This is a genomic window from Terriglobus sp. 2YAB30_2, assembly GCF_052114765.1.
In the GTDB taxonomy this organism is placed as follows: domain Bacteria; phylum Acidobacteriota; class Terriglobia; order Terriglobales; family Acidobacteriaceae; genus Terriglobus.
In genome coordinates this window covers 482,606-500,492 of sequence record NZ_JBFRFJ010000002.1, presented here as the reverse complement: position 1 = coordinate 500,492, position 17,887 = coordinate 482,606, and the positions used below count along the sequence as shown (strand labels likewise).

General features: G+C 58.7%; 13 protein-coding genes. 5 read left to right on the top strand and 8 right to left on the bottom strand.

Features of this window, described 5'->3' with window-relative positions:
* Positions 1 to 59 precede the first annotated feature (59 nt).
* Positions 60 to 1,361, bottom strand: a complete 1,302-nt coding sequence (locus tag AB4Y89_RS04725; RefSeq protein WP_442299739.1) for an acetamidase/formamidase family protein — start codon at positions 1,359 to 1,361, stop codon at positions 60 to 62.
* Between the two features lie 284 nt (positions 1,362 to 1,645).
* Here AB4Y89_RS04725 and AB4Y89_RS04720 point away from each other — a divergent pair, with 284 nt between their 5' ends.
* The 3 genes from AB4Y89_RS04720 (at position 1,646) to AB4Y89_RS04710 (ending at position 5,977) form a co-directional block, all read left to right on the top strand.
* Entirely contained in the window at positions 1,646 to 3,196 is a 1,551-nt protein-coding gene (locus tag AB4Y89_RS04720; protein WP_442299738.1) for an APC family permease, read from the top strand.
* Positions 3,197 to 3,246: 50 nt separating this feature from the next.
* Positions 3,247 to 4,125, top strand: a complete 879-nt coding sequence (bla, locus tag AB4Y89_RS04715) for a class A beta-lactamase (protein ID WP_442299737.1) — start codon at positions 3,247 to 3,249, stop codon at positions 4,123 to 4,125.
* Between the two features lie 238 nt (positions 4,126 to 4,363).
* Positions 4,364 to 5,977: an amino acid permease gene (locus AB4Y89_RS04710; RefSeq protein WP_442299736.1), complete on the top strand. Its 1,614-nt coding sequence runs from the start codon at positions 4,364 to 4,366 to the stop codon at positions 5,975 to 5,977.
* A 78-nt stretch (positions 5,978 to 6,055) separates the two neighbouring features.
* On the opposite strand, the gene AB4Y89_RS04705 is transcribed toward AB4Y89_RS04710, so the two are convergent.
* Entirely contained in the window at positions 6,056 to 6,595 is a 540-nt protein-coding gene (locus AB4Y89_RS04705) for a DUF6982 domain-containing protein (protein ID WP_442299735.1), read from the bottom strand.
* Positions 6,596 to 6,760: 165 nt separating this feature from the next.
* Here AB4Y89_RS04705 and AB4Y89_RS04700 point away from each other — a divergent pair, with 165 nt between their 5' ends.
* Positions 6,761 to 8,638, top strand: coding sequence for a CCA tRNA nucleotidyltransferase (locus tag AB4Y89_RS04700; protein ID WP_442299734.1), 1,878 nt, complete (start codon positions 6,761 to 6,763; stop codon positions 8,636 to 8,638).
* A gap of 137 nt (positions 8,639 to 8,775) precedes the next feature.
* On the opposite strand, the gene lspA is transcribed toward AB4Y89_RS04700, so the two are convergent.
* Positions 8,776 to 9,321 (bottom strand): signal peptidase II, encoded by a 546-nt coding sequence (gene lspA / locus AB4Y89_RS04695; RefSeq protein ID WP_442299733.1) that lies wholly within the window; start codon positions 9,319 to 9,321, stop codon positions 8,776 to 8,778.
* Positions 9,321 to 12,200 (bottom strand): isoleucine--tRNA ligase, encoded by a 2,880-nt coding sequence (gene ileS / locus AB4Y89_RS04690; RefSeq protein ID WP_442299732.1) that lies wholly within the window; start codon positions 12,198 to 12,200, stop codon positions 9,321 to 9,323. The genes lspA and ileS overlap by 1 nt, the downstream gene beginning before the upstream one ends.
* A gap of 271 nt (positions 12,201 to 12,471) precedes the next feature.
* Between ileS and AB4Y89_RS04685 the strand changes: the two genes are divergently transcribed.
* A complete protein-coding gene (locus AB4Y89_RS04685; RefSeq protein WP_442299731.1) occupies positions 12,472 to 13,458 on the top strand; it encodes an energy transducer TonB in 987 nt (328 codons plus the stop codon).
* A 99-nt stretch (positions 13,459 to 13,557) separates the two neighbouring features.
* On the opposite strand, the gene AB4Y89_RS04680 is transcribed toward AB4Y89_RS04685, so the two are convergent.
* The 4 genes from AB4Y89_RS04680 to AB4Y89_RS04665 form a co-directional block, all read right to left on the bottom strand.
* Positions 13,558 to 14,238 (bottom strand): UdgX family uracil-DNA binding protein, encoded by a 681-nt coding sequence (locus AB4Y89_RS04680; RefSeq protein ID WP_442299730.1) that lies wholly within the window; start codon positions 14,236 to 14,238, stop codon positions 13,558 to 13,560.
* A gap of 121 nt (positions 14,239 to 14,359) precedes the next feature.
* Positions 14,360 to 15,625, bottom strand: a complete 1,266-nt coding sequence (locus AB4Y89_RS04675) for a Gfo/Idh/MocA family protein (RefSeq protein ID WP_442299729.1) — start codon at positions 15,623 to 15,625, stop codon at positions 14,360 to 14,362.
* 14 nt (positions 15,626 to 15,639) lie between these two features.
* Positions 15,640 to 16,632 (bottom strand): sugar phosphate isomerase/epimerase family protein, encoded by a 993-nt coding sequence (locus tag AB4Y89_RS04670; RefSeq protein ID WP_442299728.1) that lies wholly within the window; start codon positions 16,630 to 16,632, stop codon positions 15,640 to 15,642.
* A gap of 24 nt (positions 16,633 to 16,656) precedes the next feature.
* Positions 16,657 to 17,802 carry an ROK family protein gene (locus AB4Y89_RS04665; protein ID WP_442299727.1) on the bottom strand — a complete coding sequence of 382 codons (1,146 nt, stop codon included), beginning with the start codon at positions 17,800 to 17,802 and terminating at the stop codon, positions 16,657 to 16,659.
* Positions 17,803 to 17,887 lie beyond the last annotated feature (85 nt).

The following is a 17,887-nucleotide window of genomic DNA, read 5'->3' as shown; positions in this document are numbered from 1 at the left end:
CGGGCCCTTGAGGGAAACTCCCCCTGCACCCCGCCACCGGCGGCAACGCTCGAACAGGCTTATTTCGACAGGCCTTTCAGCCTTTCTTTGTTGATCTTGAGCACAACGCCTGCATTCCGGTCTGCCACTTCACTGATGCGATATTCGGCCGCCGTGCCGATGACCATGCCGATCTCGCTTGGGGTGAGGTGGTACTCATCCTTGAGCCAGGTCGCCATGTTCTCCGTGGCTTCCTTGAGAGCATCGTCGATCGATCCGTTTTCTCCCATCGCCATGATGTGGGTCGCATTCTCGATCCGAGGCTCCATCGGACGCTTGCCGGGAATGACATCGACGGTCACGGTCACATCCATGGAGGTCTCCAGTGCATCGCCCGTGGTCTCTCCGTCACCCTGCACGGCGTGGCCGTCGCCGAAGTACAGCAGTGCTCCTGGAACCATGACTGGCAAATAAACAGTGGCGCCTTCGGTGATCTCATTGAAATCCATATTGCCGCCATAGCTCCCGTCGTCTCCTGTCCCCGGGGCGGCATTGGATGGCCGTACTGCTACGGCGATGCACCCAAGCATGGGTCGAACCGGAACGCTATAGTTCTTCATGTGCTCGCCGGGGCTTTCCGGGGTCGCAATGCCTTTGGCCAGATCGAGCTTCCACTTCGCCCCTTTGCCCGTGTCCTTCATCGTTACAGCCATGCCCTGGCTTTGTGCTCGGGGCACGATGCCGTCGGTGCTGATGGCGTAGTCACGATTGAGCTGGAGTGACTTGATATGGACAACCAGCGTGTCACCCGGCATAGCGCTGCTTACATAGAACGGACCGGTCTCGGGATTGCCTCCAAGCGAGCGCCTTACGCCGGTCGCATCCGCACCTCCGGCATCGACCGTGGTCGTATGGATGGTGTCGCCTGGGTTGATCGTCAGCACAGGCTTGTTCAGGGCAGAGAACTGACGATGGAAGACGGTGGGGATAAACTCATGTGTCTTTGCCGGACCCTGGGGACGCTCCGGCATCCGGTCCGCCAGAAAGGTGCGCGTCTCTGGATGCTCCTTGTCGGAGCGGTCGATCCAGATCACGGTGCCGGTGATCTGGCCATTCACTACGGTCGCTGTCAGCTCTTCTGAGCCGCCCTGCGTGTCCTTCGCCAGAAAGTGGAGTTTACCGCCGGCATAGGTTCCCTCGACTTTATCGCCAGAAAAATCCCCGGCGATCTTCTCCCCGTCCTGTTTGAGCTCCATCTTCCAGTAAAGAGGTGAGCCATAAAAATCTACCGTCGCCATCCATTTGCCCGTTAGACTCTGCTCCTGCGCCATTCCAAACGCCGCGCACGCTAACCAGCACACCGTCACTGCCAGACCCTTCATATGACTGCTCTCCTTGTGAAGACTGAAAACCGGTTTCGATTAGAGCGTTTTCCCTGTCGGTATATCCCAGGGCTTCAGCATCCTACGGGCGTTTTCCGCGATGAAAACGCCACTGCACGCTACTTTCGGAGTACCCAGCAACAGGGACAAAGCTCTTAGACATGGCTACGTTGCTCTGGTTAGGGAAGTTCCGATAACGACGAATCTTTTCGTATTTCGGCGGGAGCTCTTTGCAAGATTCCGAACTGGCAACCTTCCACGTCAACTGGTAAAACAGTGCCAACGTGTCCACGCCAGAAACCTCGCAGCCTAAATTTGTTCAGGGCCTCGGCCTTTTCTCTGCCACTGCCATCGTCATGGGATCCATGATTGGATCCGGCATCTTCATCGTTGCAGCGGATATCGCTCGCGGTACCAGTTCACCCGCGCTTTTGATCGGAGCATGGCTGGTAACCGCGCTAATGACCATCATCGGCGCGCTCAGCTATGGAGAGCTTGCTGCCATGATGCCGAAGGCCGGCGGGCAGTATGTCTATCTCCGCGAAGCGATCGGCCCGCTCTGGGGCTTTCTGTATGGATGGACGCTGTTCCTGGTGATTCAGACAGGCACCATCGCCGCAGTGGGTGTTGCCTTTGGCAAGTTTCTCGGGGTCTTCTTCCCATCGGTGGCCGCCGATCACTGGTTGATCCATATCGCGCATGTTCCACCGATCGCGGTTGGTCCGATGGTGCTTGGCAACATGGATATCGGCTTGTCCACGGCCAATCTGGCGGCGATCGTCATCATCGTTCTGCTCACCGCGCTCAACTCGATGGGCGTGCGGCTGGGAGCCCTGGTGCAGAACATCTTCACCTCGGCGAAGATCTTTGCTTTGGCTATGGTCGTCCTCCTGGGCCTGCTGGCCCGCAATGCGACGGCGATCGCTGCCAACTTCTCCAATGGCAACTTCTGGAAGGGCGCCGGCTGGAGCGATCTGCATCCGGTGCAGCAGGGTGCAGGCGGCCCTACGGTATGGGTCGGTCTCTTGACCGTTCTGGCGGTGGTGCAGGTGGGTTCACTGTTTTCGGCTGACGCCTGGAATAACGTCACCTTCACCGCGGGTGAGGTTCGGAACCCCAAACGCAACCTGCCGCTTTCGCTGGTGCTGGGCACGGGTACCGTGCTGCTGTTGTACATCCTTTGCAACTTCATCTACCTGGCGGTGCTTCCGCTGCATGGCGATCCGCAGGGAACCACCATCGTTGCCCGCGGCATTCAGTATGCGAGTCAGGACCGCGTGGCGACCGCGGTGATGGAGCAGGCGTTTTCGGGATATGGATCGCGCATCATGGCACTCGCCATTCTGATCTCGACCTTCGGTTGCGCCAATGGCATGCTGCTCGCCGGGGCGCGCGTGTACTACGCCATGAGCCAGGACGGTCTCTTCTTCAAGTCCGTCGGCAAGCTCTCGCACAAGACGAACACGCCGACAGTGTCGCTCTGGGTGCAGTGCCTGTGGACGTGCCTGCTCTGCCTCTCCGGATCGTACGGGCAGTTGCTGGACTACGTGATCTTTGCCGCATTGGTCTTCTACATCCTGACCATCGCCGGGATCTTCATCCTGCGGCGGAAACAGCCCGATGCGCCTCGTCCTTATAAGGCGATTGGATATCCGGTGTTGCCGGCAATCTACATCGTGATGGCGGCATGGGTAAGCTACGTCCTGCTGCGGTATAAGCCGCAGTACACCTGGCCGGGGCTGATCCTGGTGCTGCTGGGAGTTCCGGTGTACCTGATCTGGAAGAGCCGCAGCGAGAAGTCTGAGAGTTTGGACGGTGTGGGCGTTACTGATTGAATTCCTGCGGCCCCGTCCACAGGAAGATCTCCATCTACCCTGAACGCATCATGCCGACACGCCGCGCCTTTCTCGCATCCACTACCGCTGTTCTTGCCTCTGGCAACAGGCTTTTTGCTGCTTCCTCTACGCCTGACCTCAAATCACTGGAACCCTTTCTCACGCAACTGGAGAAGGAAAAAGGCGGCCGTCTGGGCGTGTCTGTTCTTGATACGCAGACCGGAACCCGTGTCGGCTATCGCGCCGGCGAAGCCTTCCCGATGTGCAGCACCTTCAAACTCGCGCTGACAGCCCAGGTGCTTAGCCGGGTGGATCGAGGGGAAGAGAAGCTCGATCGCCTGGTGACGTATACCCAGGCGGAGGTGCTTTCGTATGCTCCGGTCACGAAGGAGCACGTTGCGACCGGAATGACGGTAGGCGCGCTATGTGAGGCAGCGATTACGCTTTCGGACAATACGGCGGCGAACCTGTTGCTGGTTACGGTCGGTGGGCCTGCCGGGTTTACGAAGTGGTTGCGGAGCATCGGCGACACGACTACGCGCCTTGACCGGAATGAGCCGAGCCTGAACTCCGGAATCCCCGGCGACCCGCGCGACACAACTTCGCCATCGGCGATGTTGGCGACACTCCAGAAGCTGACTCTCGGCAATGTGCTCAGCTCCGCATCGCGTAAACAGTTGAACGATTGGATGTTGGCGACACAGACAGGTCTGAAGAAGATTAAGGCGGGCCTGCCCGGTGACTGGAAGGAAGGCGACAAAACAGGATCGGGCGACTACAACACGACGAACGACATCTCGGTCCTGTATCCGCCAAACCGGAAACCGGTTCTGATCACCGTGTATTACACCGGCAGCAAACTGGAGACGGAACAGAGCAATCTGGTCTTTCAGGAGATTGGCAGAAAGCTCGGGTCGTTGTACGTTTAGAGCATTCTCCCTGTTGCTGGGTGTCCCGGAATAGGCGTGTAGCGGCGTTTTCATTGCGGAAAACGCCCATAGATGCCGAAGCCCACATCACACCTACAGGGAGATGCTCCAGCAGGGCATGTAATTGGATTTGACCGCGAAGGCGAGTGGCGGAGAGTTTCCCCCCGAAACTGCCCGCCTTCGGGTATTCTCTTCACATCCCAGCAATACTGAGGCACTAAGGAGCCGTCGCCGCTACATGGCCAAACTACTCGCCACGAAATCAATGGATGCTCTCCTCAAAGAAGCACAAGAGGAAGGCTCCGACACACTCGTCCGGGCGCTCGGACCGTTTGAACTCACTACGCTCGGTATTGGCGCGGTCATTGGAGCCGGCATTTTTGTTCTAGCCGGTATAGGCGCACACTCCGCAGGGCCAGCTCTTACGCTGGCCTATGTACTTTCTGGCCTCGGCTGCGTCTTTGCCGGTCTCTGCTATGCCGAGTTCGCAGCTATGATTCCGCTGGCCGGCTCTGCCTATACCTATGCCTATGCCACGCTGGGCGAGATCTTTGCCTGGATCATCGGCTGGGATCTGACGCTTGAGTACGCCATGGGCGCCAGCACCGTCTCCTCCGGCTGGTCGAATCACTTCATCGAGTTCCTATCGATCTTCGGACTGAAGTTCCCGCTGTGGCTCTCCTACGACCACTGGACCGGGCTGCGTACGGCGACCGATGTCATCGCCCGCAAGATGCTGGCTGTACAACATCCCGAACTGATTCCTGGAACGCAGGCGTTTTCGAGCGCTCTGGATGCACTCAAGGCTGCTGCTCCCTCCGATCTGACGTCTCAGGCGCACGCGCTTCTCGGGGCTCCACATCTCTTTGGCATGGAGATTGGGTTCAACCTTCCGGCCTTCATCATCGCTCTGATCATCACGACGATTCTGGTCATCGGTATCTCGGAGTCGGCCAAGTTCAACTCCGGCATCGTTGTGATGAAGGTAGCCGTGGTTCTCTTCGTCATCACACTTGGTATCAAGTATGTGGACAAGGCGAACTGGGGTCATGACTGGTCAACCTTCGCACCCTTTGGCAGTGGCGGTATTGGTCTGGCGGCGGGGCTGGTCTTCTTCAGCTATATCGGTTTTGACGCCGTCTCCACGACCGCGCAGGAGGCTAAGAATCCGCAGCGCGATCTGCCGATCGGTATCATCCTCTCGCTGCTGATCTGCACCGTGCTCTATATCGGTGTCGCCGGTGTTCTCACCGGCATGGTCTATTGGAAGGACATCAACATCGAGGCCCCAGTGGCCCGCGCCTTCCTCTCCCATAACCTGGGATGGGCGGCGGATATCATCACCATAGGCGCCCTGGCCGGTCTCACCTCAGTCATGCTGGTGATGTTGCTCGGCCAGTCGCGTGTGCTGTATGCCATGGCCAAGGATGGCCTGCTGCCGCAGAAGTTCTTTGGCGCGATTCATCCGAAGTTCCGTACTCCGTGGAAGGGGACCATCCTGGCGGGCTTTCTGGCCGCCATCGTCGGTTCCATTACGCCGATCGACGATATCGGCAAGATGGTGAACATCGGCACGCTGCTGGCCTTCGTGATCGTCTGCATCGCGGTCGTGGTGCTGCGCAAGACCGATCCGAGTCGCGAGCGCCCCTTCCGTGCTCCGCTGGTATGGCCCATCCCGGTGGTACCGGTTCTCGGCGTGATCTTCAACGGATACATGATGTACAAGCTCGGCTGGCAGAACTGGGCCCGGCTGATCGTTTGGCTCGTAATCGGCCTGATCGTCTACTTCACCTACTCTCGCTTCAACTCGAAGGTGCAGGCTCAGGTCGAGAGAGAAGTCGCAGCCGACTGAACTAAGGGGCAGAATATGAAAAGGGCGGCTTCGGCCGCCCTTTCGTATTGGATGAGATGCCTAAAGCATTTTTCGAGCTTAATTGGGCCGCGAGTTCGGCGGCAGCTCGGTGGCGAAGAGCTGTTCCTGGAGGGATTTGTCTGAGGAGGTCGCGGCGACGGGTTTCTTCTTGGACGGCGTGGTGATCACCGCCAGAAGGTCCATGCTCTCAATGGCCCGGCGAGGGACGAAGATCCGCTGCACATTGGACCGGACATCGGGAGGTGTGAACTGGACCCCCTTGTCCTCCGCTGCGGAATCCATCAGGCTGATATCTAACGGGGCCAGTCCTTCCAGCACATCTTCGTCGCGGAGCTTCAGGCGGATAAAGAGACCCTCTGTTCGCGGCTTGGAGAGAAAGGTCTTCCGCAGTGTCCGCTCCGGATCTTTCTCCGTAAGGTTGAAGTCGCGGACGTAGAGCACCATCTTGATCTCGGAGAGGGGAATCGGCATTACCCTTCCGGAGAGATCCAGGAGCTCCAGTGCATCGTCCTGAACAAAGCCTGCAGCCGGCAGGTAGCCGGCTATGGTGTCGCGGCTAAATCTTCGGATGAGAACTTTTTTTCGTCCCGCAGGCATACACGGCATTGTCTCATCGGGTTCATAAAAAGCAGCAGGAATGTAGCAAAAGCGGTACCTATATGTTACATTTGGCTTTTGTGTCGTCTTGCTTGCCGGTGCTAAGCGATTGATACGGCGAGAGTTAGCGACGAATCCGAAGTCCGGAGCGCTGCCCGCCTATCTATGGCCGACTACATCTACCTGCTCGAAAATCGACTATCTGCTAACCAGAAGGATGCGCTGGAGAAGATCAGGACCGTCGTCCGGGAACGCGGAATGACGCTGTTCCTGGTCGGAGGAGCTGTGCGCGACCTCACGGCCGGCACCTCCGTACGCGATCTTGATGTGGCAGTTCAGGGAAATGCTCTCAAGTTGAAGAAAGATATACAGAAAGCCGGCGGCACCTTCTCCGGCGAGTATGAGCCGACCCAGTCGCTTTTCTTCGACTTCCCAGGCTCTGTACGGGTGGAAATCAGCAGTACGCTGGGCGTGAGCTACCCCAAACCGGCCAAGCCGGTTTACAAGCCGGCGAACATTCTGGAAGACCTGCGCCGTCGTGACTTCACGGCCAATGCTATGGCGTTGTCGCTCAATGAGGGCTCCTGGGGCCTCCTGATGGATCCGCTGAACGGCGTTGCCGATATCGAGAACAGGGAGCTTCGCCTGGTCTCGAACTATGGATTTATTGAAGATCCGTCCCGCCTCATCCGCGCCGCCCGGCTGTCTGCGCGCCTGGGCTGGCAGTTGGAAGAGCGTACTCGCGCCCGTTACGAGACGGCAAAGGAAGAAGACTATATCGCTAACCTTCCGGCCTGGTATCGCGGTTACGAATTGGAAGAGATTGCGTATGAGGAAGACGGCCTGCGCGTCCTGCGCCATCTGGAGAACGATGGGTGGATGAAGGCCCTTATGCCGGCCTGGGGAGCGAAGGTAGTAAATGCAGCCGCCCTGGACGATCTGCGGGACAAGGTGGGCCTGCTGCAGTTGCAGGGAATCTTCCCGGATGCCTCAGCCATTGCCTTCCCGCTGCTGACGGCCAAGCTGACGCCAAAAGATGTCGCCACACTGAAGCACGGCTTCCCACGTCAGGCATTCGTGGAAGCGATTGACGGCATGGAGGCTCAGGGCAAAGCGCTTGCCGCTGAATTTACCGGCAAGTCGGCCGCGGCGCCGTCCGCGGCGTGGAAGCTGTTGCACGCAGCCAGGCCCGAGGCCGTACTGCAGATGGTCTTCGCGACGAAGTCCAGTTCCGTGCAGAACAAGTTCAAGGCCTTTACCTCGGAGTGGCCACAGGCTCGCCTCAAGATCCCCTATGCGTTGATGCTGGAGATGCGGATCACACCGGATCTTCCTGGCTATGAAGAGCTGGTCGAGAAGCTCTTCTTTGAGCTGATGGACGGCAAATTGTCGACCGTTGAGGAGATGAAGGCATACCTCGAACCTTACTCGCCGCCGGCGCCGCCTCCGCCTGTCAACCTGCGCCGTCCGCGCGCCGCCAAGAAGGAGTCGAAGCGTGCGAAGAAGGCTGCTCCTGTCGTCGAGGCGCCGGCAGACGAGCTAATCGCCTCGGGTGATGCGGGTATCGAGATTGGAGACGAGGATCTGATCGATACAGCGGCCGCTCTAGAGCCAGTGAAGGTGGCCCCTGCGAAGAGGACCGCACCTGCGGAAGTGAAGGCTGCGGAACATGCCCCTGCGAAGAAGGCTGCCGCCGCGCCTGCGCCTTCGAAAAAGCCGGCAGTAGCTCCTGCTACCCCTGCCAAGAAGGCAGCTCCGGCTCCTCCGGCAAAGGCTGCAGCCAAGAAGCCGGCGCCTGTTCCGGCGAAGAAGGCTCCTGCAAAGCCCGAGGCCAAGAAGCCGGCTCCGGCGCCCGCGAAGAAAGCCGCCGTTCCGGCAAAGAAGGCGGCTCCGGTCAAGCATGCTGTCGCTGCCAAAAAGCCGGTTCACCCAGCAAAGAAGGCGGCTCCGGCAAAGAAACCCGTTGCCCATAAGCCGGCTAAACCCGCAGCGAAGCCTGCCAAGAAGGCCCCTGCGAAAAAGGCCCCCGCGAAGAAGCGGTGAAGGTGACAGCAGGGGACAAAGAGGAGTAAGGTTTTCGTCAACGTAGACTCTGTGCCGCCGTCGGGGCCGGAGCCACTGATACGTGGAAAGGGCTGCCCGGTCTGGCAGCCCTTTTCTCATCCCCGATGATTCTTTTCTCATTCCTGGACGTTTGCTGATTCCTTTGGCTGCGGCCGGAATATCTCCAGCAGTAGCAGACATGCACCGACACAGATAGCAGAGTCAGCCAGATTGAAATCAGGCCAGTAATAGGTGCCGACGTGAACTTGCAGAAAGTCGACCACATGATCAAAGCGGATGCGATCGTACAGATTGCCGAGCGCTCCACCGAGAATCAGGGCCAGCCCGAAGCTGGTCAGTGACAGGGTGCGGCCAACTCTGTAGATCATGGCGGCAATCACCACCGTAACGCAGACCGAAAACGCGATTAGCACAATGCGCACACGTTCGGGCGAGGTGGAGTCAGCGAATATGGAGAACGCTGCACCCGTGTTCAAGACATGACTCAACCGGAAAAACCGCGGCATGATGGGGATGGTCGAACCCAGGTCGATATGCGCTTCAATCCATAGCTTCGACAGGCGGTCGGCAGTCACTACCAACGCGGTAATGACAAGCAGCCACAGGCGAAGATCGCGTGTACGACTGGAGTTGGTGACCGGAGAAACAACGGTGTCGGGCATTAGACAGGCTGCTCCTGAGTCACGGTATACGGTTCGTAGCCGATCTCGTCGAGTGCCGTTGCGCAGCGAGCGCAGACGGTCGGATAACGGCTATCGGATGCAACGTCATTGGTGTAGCGCCAGCAGCGTTCGCACTTTGTGATCTCGGAGAGCGTCTCGCACGGTGTTACTTCTACCGACGGTGTCTGATCGCCATTCACCGAGAACCGGAATGCAGATACATTGCACAGCTCAGCGAAGTGAGAACCGAAGCTATCAAAGCTTTCTTTCAACGGCGCCGGAATGGTTACGGCTACGCTGGCATCGAGCGCTTTACCGATCTGCTTGTTCTTTCTTGCCTCTTCGAGCGACAGCAGAACCGTGTCACGAACAGCGAGCAACTTGTCCCAGTTCGCAACCAGGCTTTCAGTATTGGCAGGAGCGAGGTCTTCCGGAGCGGGGAAATGCGCGATGTGGACGCTGGCTTCGCGGCCCTCGACCTTCGGCAGATACTCCCACACCTCATCCGCGGTGAATGAGAGCACCGGTGCGACCAGGCGAACCAGGGCTTCCGTGATCTTCCAGATCGCGGTCTGGGCGCTGCGGCGTCCCGGGGCATTGGGCGCGAAGGTGTAGAGACGGTCCTTCAGAACATCGATATAAAACGCGCTCAGGTCAGAGTTACAGAACTCATTGATGGCGTGATACGCCCGATGGAACTCGAACTCGTCGTAGGCCTTGCGCACCTTGGCGACGATCTCGGCCCCCTTGGCCAGCATGTACTGGTCGAGCGGTTCGAGGGCGCTGAACTCCTTCACCGCGTGTTCCGCGGGGTTGAAGTCATACAGATTCGCCAGCAGGATACGGAAGGTGTTGCGCAGCTTGCGGTAGATCTCTTCAGCGAGGCGCTTCATCAGCGGGACTGAGGCGATGACGTCTTCGCGGAAGTCGACCGAGGCGACCCAGAGGCGGACGATATCGCCGCCGAGCTGATCCATCACCAGGACAGGATCGACACCGTTGCCGAGCGACTTGGAGAAGGCACGGCGCTGCTCGTCCAGTGTCCAGCCACTGGTAGCAACGTACTTGTAGGGTGCGGCGTTGCGGATGCCGACAGAAGCCAGCAGCGACGAGTGGAACCAGCCACGATGCTGGTCGCCGCCCTCGGTGTACATATCGGCGGGGAAGCTGAGCTCGGGCTCAGTCTCCAGCACGGCATGCCAGGACGAGCCGGACTCAAACCAGACGTCGAGGATGTCCATCTCCTTACGGAAGGCGGAGTGCCCGCACTTGGTACAGGCCGTTCCAGCCGCCAACAGTTGCTCGGCTGGGTACTTGTACCAGGCGTCGGCCCCTTCCTTCTCGAAGAGCTTCACGATGCTCTGATTGAGTGCCTTATCGCTGAGGGGGTGATCGCAGCTCTGGCACAGGAAGACGGCGATGGGCACACCCCAGATGCGCTGGCGCGAGATGCACCAGTCAGGGCGGGTGGCGATCATGTTCGAGATACGCTCTTCGCCCCAGGATGGATCCCAGGTCACCTTCTTGATCTCATCCAGCGCGCGTTGGCGGAAGGTGGTCTCGTTGCCTTGCTGGTCCTTGACCGGCGTCTCCATTCCGATAAACCACTGTTCCGTGGCGCGGTAGATCACCGGCCTGTGGCAGCGCCAGCAGTGCGGGTAGCTGTGCTTGACCTCGGCTTCGGAGAGCAATGATCCGTTCTTCCGGATGATGTCCAGAATGATGGGGTTGGCCTTATAGATGTGCAAGCCGTCGTACTCCGGCAGGCCGTTGCGTATCCGTCCCGCATCGTCGACATTCGTGGTCTGCGGCAGGCCGTATTTTGCGCCAGTGTAGAAGTCATCTGGACCGTGTGCCGGGGCGGTGTGGACCGCACCCGTACCCTGTTCGGCGGTGACGTGATCGCCCAGCACTCCCAGGATCGTGCGTCCATGCAGAAAAGGATGCGCGAAGGTGGTGTTCTCCAGCGCCGTGCCTTTCAGGTGCGTGAGTACCTTTGCTTCCGGCATCTTGCAGGACTCGCGGACGGCGTCGGCGAGCGCTTCCGCAACCAGGTAGATGGCGCCATCGGTGTTTTCGAGGGCGACGTAGTCGAACTCCGGATTGAAGGCCACCGCCAGCGAGGAGGGAAGCGTCCATGGAGTGGTGGTGTAGATGATGGTGTAGACCTCGCGGCCGGCCAGCTCCGGCGCCAGATCGGCGGGGTCGCTGAGGAGCCGGTAGCGGACGTAGATGGAAGGCGAGGTGTGCTGCTCGTACTCCACCTCGGCCTCGGCCAGGGCCGTCTTGTCATGCCAGCACCAGTAGACGGGTTTCAGGCCTTTGTAGACGTAGCCGTGCTCGAAGAACTCATAGAAGGTCTCGACGATGCGGGCTTCGTAGGGGAAGCTCATCGTCAGGTAAGGATCATCCCAGCGGCCGAGGACTCCCATGCGGCGGAACTGTGAGCGTTGCAGATCCACGTACTTCTGCGCGTAGTCGCGGCACTGCTGGCGGACGGTAACAGCATCCATTTCCAACTTCTTACGGCCAAGCTGCTCATCGACCTTGATCTCGATGGGCAGGCCGTGACAGTCCCAGCCGGGCACATAGGGGGAGTCGAAACCCGTCATCGTCTTGGATTTAACGACGAAGTCCTTGATGCACTTATTCAGCGCATGGCCCAGATGGATAGCGCCATTGGCGTATGGCGGGCCGTCATGCAGAATGTACTTCGGCGCGCCGGCGCGGGCGGCACGAATCTGTCCATAGAGGTCGTTTTCGTTCCACTTCTGGAGGCGTGCTGGTTCGTTCTGCGGAAGGCCGGCCTTCATGGGGAAGGCGGTCTGGGGCAGGTTCAGGGTAGACTTCAACGGCTTCTGCGCGGGCGAATCTGACATGCTTTTTCCTGAGTTGGTACGCGAGGTCACCAAAAGATCATTTTACTTTGTCAGGGCATTGCAGCCGTATACCCGGATGTGGTTCCATGCGTCAAAGAAAGTGACTGCGCGCCTGGGAAAACCTCTGTAAACTAGGAGCGGAGCCAGACGCTGAACGCGACGTGGCAGGAACCGGCAACAGACCGGGAGATGTAGTCCACCAACGGCGCGAGAATTTGGAAGAAGGGTGTGGGCGCAATACGGCCCGCAGGCCAGGTTTGCGAAGCAGCTTATGGCGAATACTGTTTTGACGCCACCGGGACTCGATCCTAAGAACGATGGTCAGTTCGACGCCCGTAAGAGCGCCGAGCCTATTTTCGGGACAGAACTCCAGAATACGGAAGAAAACGTGTTTACCTCGCTATGGGCGAGTCTGAAGGACGTCTTCTTCCCTGAGAAGCTGCCTCCGCTCCAATTGCAATCAAAGCCGATTGCGGTCGTCGACCGCATGAAGGTCAAACGTGATCCCAAGTCCACAGCTATAGCAGCGGTGGTGCATGTGCTGGTGATCCTTGCCATCGTCTGGATTGTGAAAAACAAGGTCGTCCAGATCATGGCGAAGCCCCTCGTCAGCAACGTCGACATGTCGAAGGTGCCTCCGCCCGTCTCGCTGAAGGCAGCGGAACGCATGGGCGGCGGCGGCGGTCAGCGTGGCCCAACGCCGGTCACTAAAGGCGCTCTTCCGAAGTTTGCCGACCAGCAGATTGTTCCGCCGAACAAGCCTCCTCTCGTAGAGCCAAAGATCAAGATCGAGCCGACAATTGAAGTCCAGAAGGACCTAAAGATGTCGAATGTGAATATGCCGAACTTCGGTATGCCGAACGCTCCGGCAGTCGGAGTCTCCTCGCTCGGCAACGGCTCCGGAACCGGCATTGGGTCCGGCAACGGATCGGGTCTCGGACCGGGATCGGGTGGAAACTACGGTGGCGGTGTCAAAAGGATCGGCAATGGTGTTCTCGCACCGCAGTTGATCTACGGCCCGGAACCTGAGTTCAGCGAAGAAGCCCGTAAGGCCAAGTTCCAGGGCGAAGTCATTGTTAGCCTGATCGTTGATACTCAGGGACGCCCGCAACGCGTCCGTGTGCCGCGTCCGGTTGGCATGGGACTGGACGACAAGGCAATCGAAGCTGTACGGCAATACCGCTTCAAGCCTGCTACCGAGAACGGTGTACCCGTTGCGGTAGAGCTGGCGGTCGCCGTGAACTTCCAGATCTTCTAACAGAACCTCTGTTGTGACAGCATAGCCCGGGATAATCCCCGGGCTATGCTGTTTGCGGAGCTGCCCGCAATGCAGGCAGCTGCTATCGCGGCGCCTTGATCATGCTGCATTGCTGTGACGTTGGGGATGCTTCAAATAGTCTGCGGCCCGTTTGAGGTCCGCAACAAGGATCTCCCGGCTGCGATGCCGGTCTTCATCCGTTCGCGCTCGAAGGACTGCCGAGGGATGTAAGGTCGCGATAATCGGAGGTAGCCCCTTTACCTGTTCAATCTCTCCATGCGCCTGTGTGAGCCTGAACTTTGAGCCGAGTAACGACTGCGCGGCAACGGCGCCCAGGCAGACAATCAATCGCGGCTGCACCGTCTCCAGTTCGGCCTGTAGCCATGGCCGGCAGGCCCGGATCTCCTGCATGCCGGGCTTCTTGTGGATGCGAAGCTTTCCGCGAGGCTCCCACTTGAAGTGCTTGACGGTATTGGTGACGTATACGGCGTGGCGATCGATCCGTGCCTCATCGAGACACTGATCGAGCAATTTGCCGGCAGGGCCAACAAACGGACGTCCTTGCCTGTCCTCCTGATCGCCCGGCTGTTCGCCGATCATCATCATCGCCACCTTCGGTCGCGTGGCGTCCTCGCGAGTTTCCAGCTCGCCGAATACGGCCTGGGTCGCATGGCGATAGAGATCGCATCCGTGGCATTGTTGTACCGCCTGACGAAGCACAGGCAGGCTGCGATCTTCGGGAACGAACGCAGCAGCACCTTCGGTAGTAATCTTCGGCATCGGGCATCTCTCCTTGCCGGAGATTAGATGTCGTGTGCCTGGTGGCCGTTGTCATCGGCATCCTGACGGTAAATACACGAATGCCCGGCGATGTGCCGGGCATTCGTGATTGAATCCGTAGTTAGACGTACTTTCGAAGATCAAGACCGAGCTTGTACTCTTCTTTGTCAGCCTCGATCTCGTCCCAGGTCACACTGCGGCCTGTCTCAGCAGCTTTGCGCGCCAACATGCAACTGCGGGCGCTCTCTACGCCGGCAGCGATCTGGTTCTGGAACTTGTTTTCGGTGATGCTCTCAATAAAGCTCTGGTCTTTCTTCTTGTCCGCTTCAGCCAGGTTGTCGCTGAAGGCGCCATCGGCTGCGAACTTGGTGTTCGTTGTCTGATCGCTGCCGGCCCAGGTCCACGGCTTCAATCCTTGAATACCGAGCGCGCCCTTATACGGCATCTCGGCAAGGCCTTCAGAGCCGAAGATCGTCTCCTTCACATCGAAGTAGCCGGCGGAGTTGAACTGAGTGGAGCTGAAGACAAACTCGGCTCCATTGGGATACGTGAAGATCACCTCATAGTTGTCATTGATATTGCCGAAGTTCTGAAGGACCTTGCGGCTGGCTCGCGCGGTAGCCTTTACCGGATGAGCCTGCATCACCCAGTTGCAGACGTCGATGACGTGAATGTTCTGTTCGAGCAGAATATCGCCGGAGAGGGTCTTATCCCACAGCCAGTTCCGTAGCCGTTGCTCATCCTGCGGCATCGCGCCACGGTCTGGATAGCTGGCAGCCGGTGCGTTGTAGTGCCCGCTGAGGGAAGCGATCTTTCCGATCTGCCCATCGTGGATGCGCTTAACGACCTCAACAAACGGAGGAGCGGAACGAATCTGGAAACCAACAGAGACGCTCACCTTGGTGCCAACTCGCTTCGCGATCTCAAGAGCACGCCGGGTCTGGGGAATATCGACACCGACAGGCTTTTCGCAGTAGACGTGCTTGCCACCAGTGGTGAGGGCGTCCATGTGCTCGACATGGAAGAATGGCGGCGTGGAGATCTGTACCGCATCGACGTTCGGATTAGCGGCCAGCGCCTTATAGGCCTCCCACCCGTGGAAGGTCATCTTGTCGTCGATTGCCGGGAAGCCAAGCGATGCATTGATCTCGTCAAAATGCTGTTTACCCTTTGCAAGCTGGTCGGGGAAGATATCACCGAGGGCGACGATGCGCGCCTGGGTATTCTTCGCAAACGAGGTCGCAACCGACGTACCGCGTTTGCCGCAGCCCAGCAGAGCATACTGCACGGTTGAATTTGCTGCGTAACTGAAAGCGACACTGGGCTTCACAATCATCAGGCCGCCCAGAGCTCCTGCACCCTGCAAAAACTTTCTGCGATTCATCATCTTCCTCCGTCTGGTTATGCCTTCTTGATCTTGTTGAGGATGTCTTCGAGATACAGCTTTTCAGCTTTTACGTCCTCGACCTGCTGCGGTCCGGAGGTCTCACGTTCGATGCTGACAGCACCTTTATAGCCAACCTCATGCAGCATGGACAAAACCTTCGGGAAGTCCACTTCGCCCTTACCGATAAGAACCTCTTTGCCGAGCTGGTCCGGGTCGGTTGGCCATTTGCCGTCCTTGGCGTGCATAGCGCGAACGTGGGGTCCAAGAACCTTCAATGCATCTACCGGGTTGGCCTTGCCGTAAAGAATCAGATTGGCGGTATCAAGGCCCACACCAAGCGCAGGATTGTTTACGTCCTTCAACATGCGCAGCATGGTGGTGGGTGTCTCCTGTCCGGTCTCCATCAGGAAGCTTTGGCCATTGGCAGCGCAGTGCTCGGTGATCTCACGGATGGCGGCTACCGTTTCAGGGTAGAGAGGGTCCTTGGGATCCTCAGGAATAAACCCACAGTGTGTCTGAACTTTGTCGATGCCAAGGGTTTTGGCAAAGTCGGAACACTGCTTCAGCGCATCAAGCCTGGCCTGGCGATAGGCTCGCGGGACCAGGCCAATGGTGGCGGGGCCTTCCGTGAAGTTCCATTTGAGCGGTTGGGGATTCACGACTTCGGCTGTCGTCGCAATGACCTGATACTTATCCAGGAGGTCTGCCATCTGCTTCGTCAGCGCGGGCGTGAAATTGTTCAGGTAGCCGTCGAGCGAGAGGAAGCAGGTTTTAAAGCCGAGATCGCGAACCAGGCGAATCTTCGCTTCGGGGTCCGGAGAAGGCTTGATAAGCAGGCCAAGCTCCATAGGAGCATGCGTGGGTTGTTTCCGCGTTGCACTCTCTGCGAAGAGTGCCGGCGGAGTCATTCCACCAGCTGCTACACCGATGGCAGCAGCAGCGGCCTGCTTGAGAAAGGTACGGCGTTCGGTCGGCATCTCTTCCTGTTTCTGCTGTGTTGCAAACATCTCAGGACCTCCGTGTACGAAGTTCTATAACGACATCAGGTAGTTGAAAGCTGCGATGGAAGCCGCGCTCCTCGGTAACGACACCGGGTCGGCGGTGGTGAAACGAATCTCGGTGGAGCCGAGATAACGGGGAAGGATACTGTTTTCGATTCCCTGGCGAATGGCGGTGCGGAAGACTCCGTTCTCAAAGCCCTCCAGATCGGTGAAGAGAACCGCCTGCGGATTATTGATGTGCACCAGCGATGCAATGGCCGAACCGAGAGCCTTGCCTGCACAGCGCAGTAGCTGCACGGCGTTACGCTCGCCATGCATCGCCAGGTCTTCCAGGTCGCGCATGCTCTCAATCACTAGGCCTTTCTCGTGAGCGGCCTGCCGCAGTGCGGAACCGCCGGCAATGGTATCGAGACATCCGTTGCGGCCGCAGCGGCAAAGTATTCCATGTGGATCGACCGAGATGTGCCCAATCTCGCCGGCGCTGCCATCGTGTCCGCGATAGAGAATGCCGTGCATGTAGTGGGCGGAGCCAATCGTACGTCCCAACACGATGGAAGAGAAGTGGTCGTACTCCCTCGCATTGCCGAAGATATGTTCCCCAATGGCAATTGCGTTGGCATCGTTGTCGGCCCACGCCTGCAGCTCCAGAGCCTCTCCGATGATGCGGGCGATGGGAACATCACGCCAGTCCAGTGCGGCGGAGTAACGGCACACGCCCTGGTCGGCATCGACGATTCCTGATACGGCGATACCAGCGCCACGCACTCTGGTGCGCGGAATCGAGGCATGACTCAGCGCGGCGAGGAACGTCGTGCGTATTGCTTCGGGAATCTCTGAGAGGGAATCAACTGCCGGAACGTGGCGTTGTTCCAGAACCTCTCCCTTCAGGTCCGTAATCGCGAGCACCATCTCGCCTTCGCCGATATTGATGCCTGCAAAGCAGGAATGTCCTGGTTGAAGAGAGAGCTCTACCGGCGGCCGTCCGCGACGCTTGCCCCGGCCCGGAGGATCAATGGATGGAGTCTCCGCCAGCAGTTCCTGCTGAAGAAGCTTCTGGGTCACCTCGGTGATGCCGGCTGGGCTGACCCCGGTAAGCTCACTCAGCTCGAGCCTTGAGAGGCGGTCGTGTTGCAGCAAGGCTGCGATGATCGAGGTCTTCGCGGATTGAAACGGCACCTTCAACGACAGCTTCTCCCGGACAGCAGGTGGAACAAAACGGCACGGGACGTCGTACTCCATCATGCGGTTACAGGACGACCAA

Excerpts from the sequence above, each read along its gene's own strand:
- AB4Y89_RS04685 (WP_442299731.1), top strand. The coding sequence starts at position 12,472 with ATGGCGAATACTGTTTTGACGCCACCGGGACTCGATCCTAAGAACGAT.
- AB4Y89_RS04670 (WP_442299728.1), bottom strand. The coding sequence starts at position 16,632 with ATGTTTGCAACACAGCAGAAACAGGAAGAGATGCCGACCGAACGCCGT.
- bla (WP_442299737.1), top strand. The coding sequence starts at position 3,247 with ATGCCGACACGCCGCGCCTTTCTCGCATCCACTACCGCTGTTCTTGCC.
- AB4Y89_RS04680 (WP_442299730.1), bottom strand. The coding sequence starts at position 14,238 with ATGCCGAAGATTACTACCGAAGGTGCTGCTGCGTTCGTTCCCGAAGAT.
- AB4Y89_RS04700 (WP_442299734.1), top strand. The coding sequence starts at position 6,761 with ATGGCCGACTACATCTACCTGCTCGAAAATCGACTATCTGCTAACCAG.
- lspA (WP_442299733.1), bottom strand. The coding sequence starts at position 9,321 with ATGCCCGACACCGTTGTTTCTCCGGTCACCAACTCCAGTCGTACACGC.
- AB4Y89_RS04725 (WP_442299739.1), bottom strand. The coding sequence starts at position 1,361 with ATGAAGGGTCTGGCAGTGACGGTGTGCTGGTTAGCGTGCGCGGCGTTT.
- AB4Y89_RS04675 (WP_442299729.1), bottom strand. The coding sequence starts at position 15,625 with ATGATGAATCGCAGAAAGTTTTTGCAGGGTGCAGGAGCTCTGGGCGGC.
- ileS (WP_442299732.1), bottom strand. The coding sequence starts at position 12,200 with ATGTCAGATTCGCCCGCGCAGAAGCCGTTGAAGTCTACCCTGAACCTG.
- AB4Y89_RS04710 (WP_442299736.1), top strand. The coding sequence starts at position 4,364 with ATGGCCAAACTACTCGCCACGAAATCAATGGATGCTCTCCTCAAAGAA.
- AB4Y89_RS04705 (WP_442299735.1), bottom strand. The coding sequence starts at position 6,595 with ATGCCTGCGGGACGAAAAAAAGTTCTCATCCGAAGATTTAGCCGCGAC.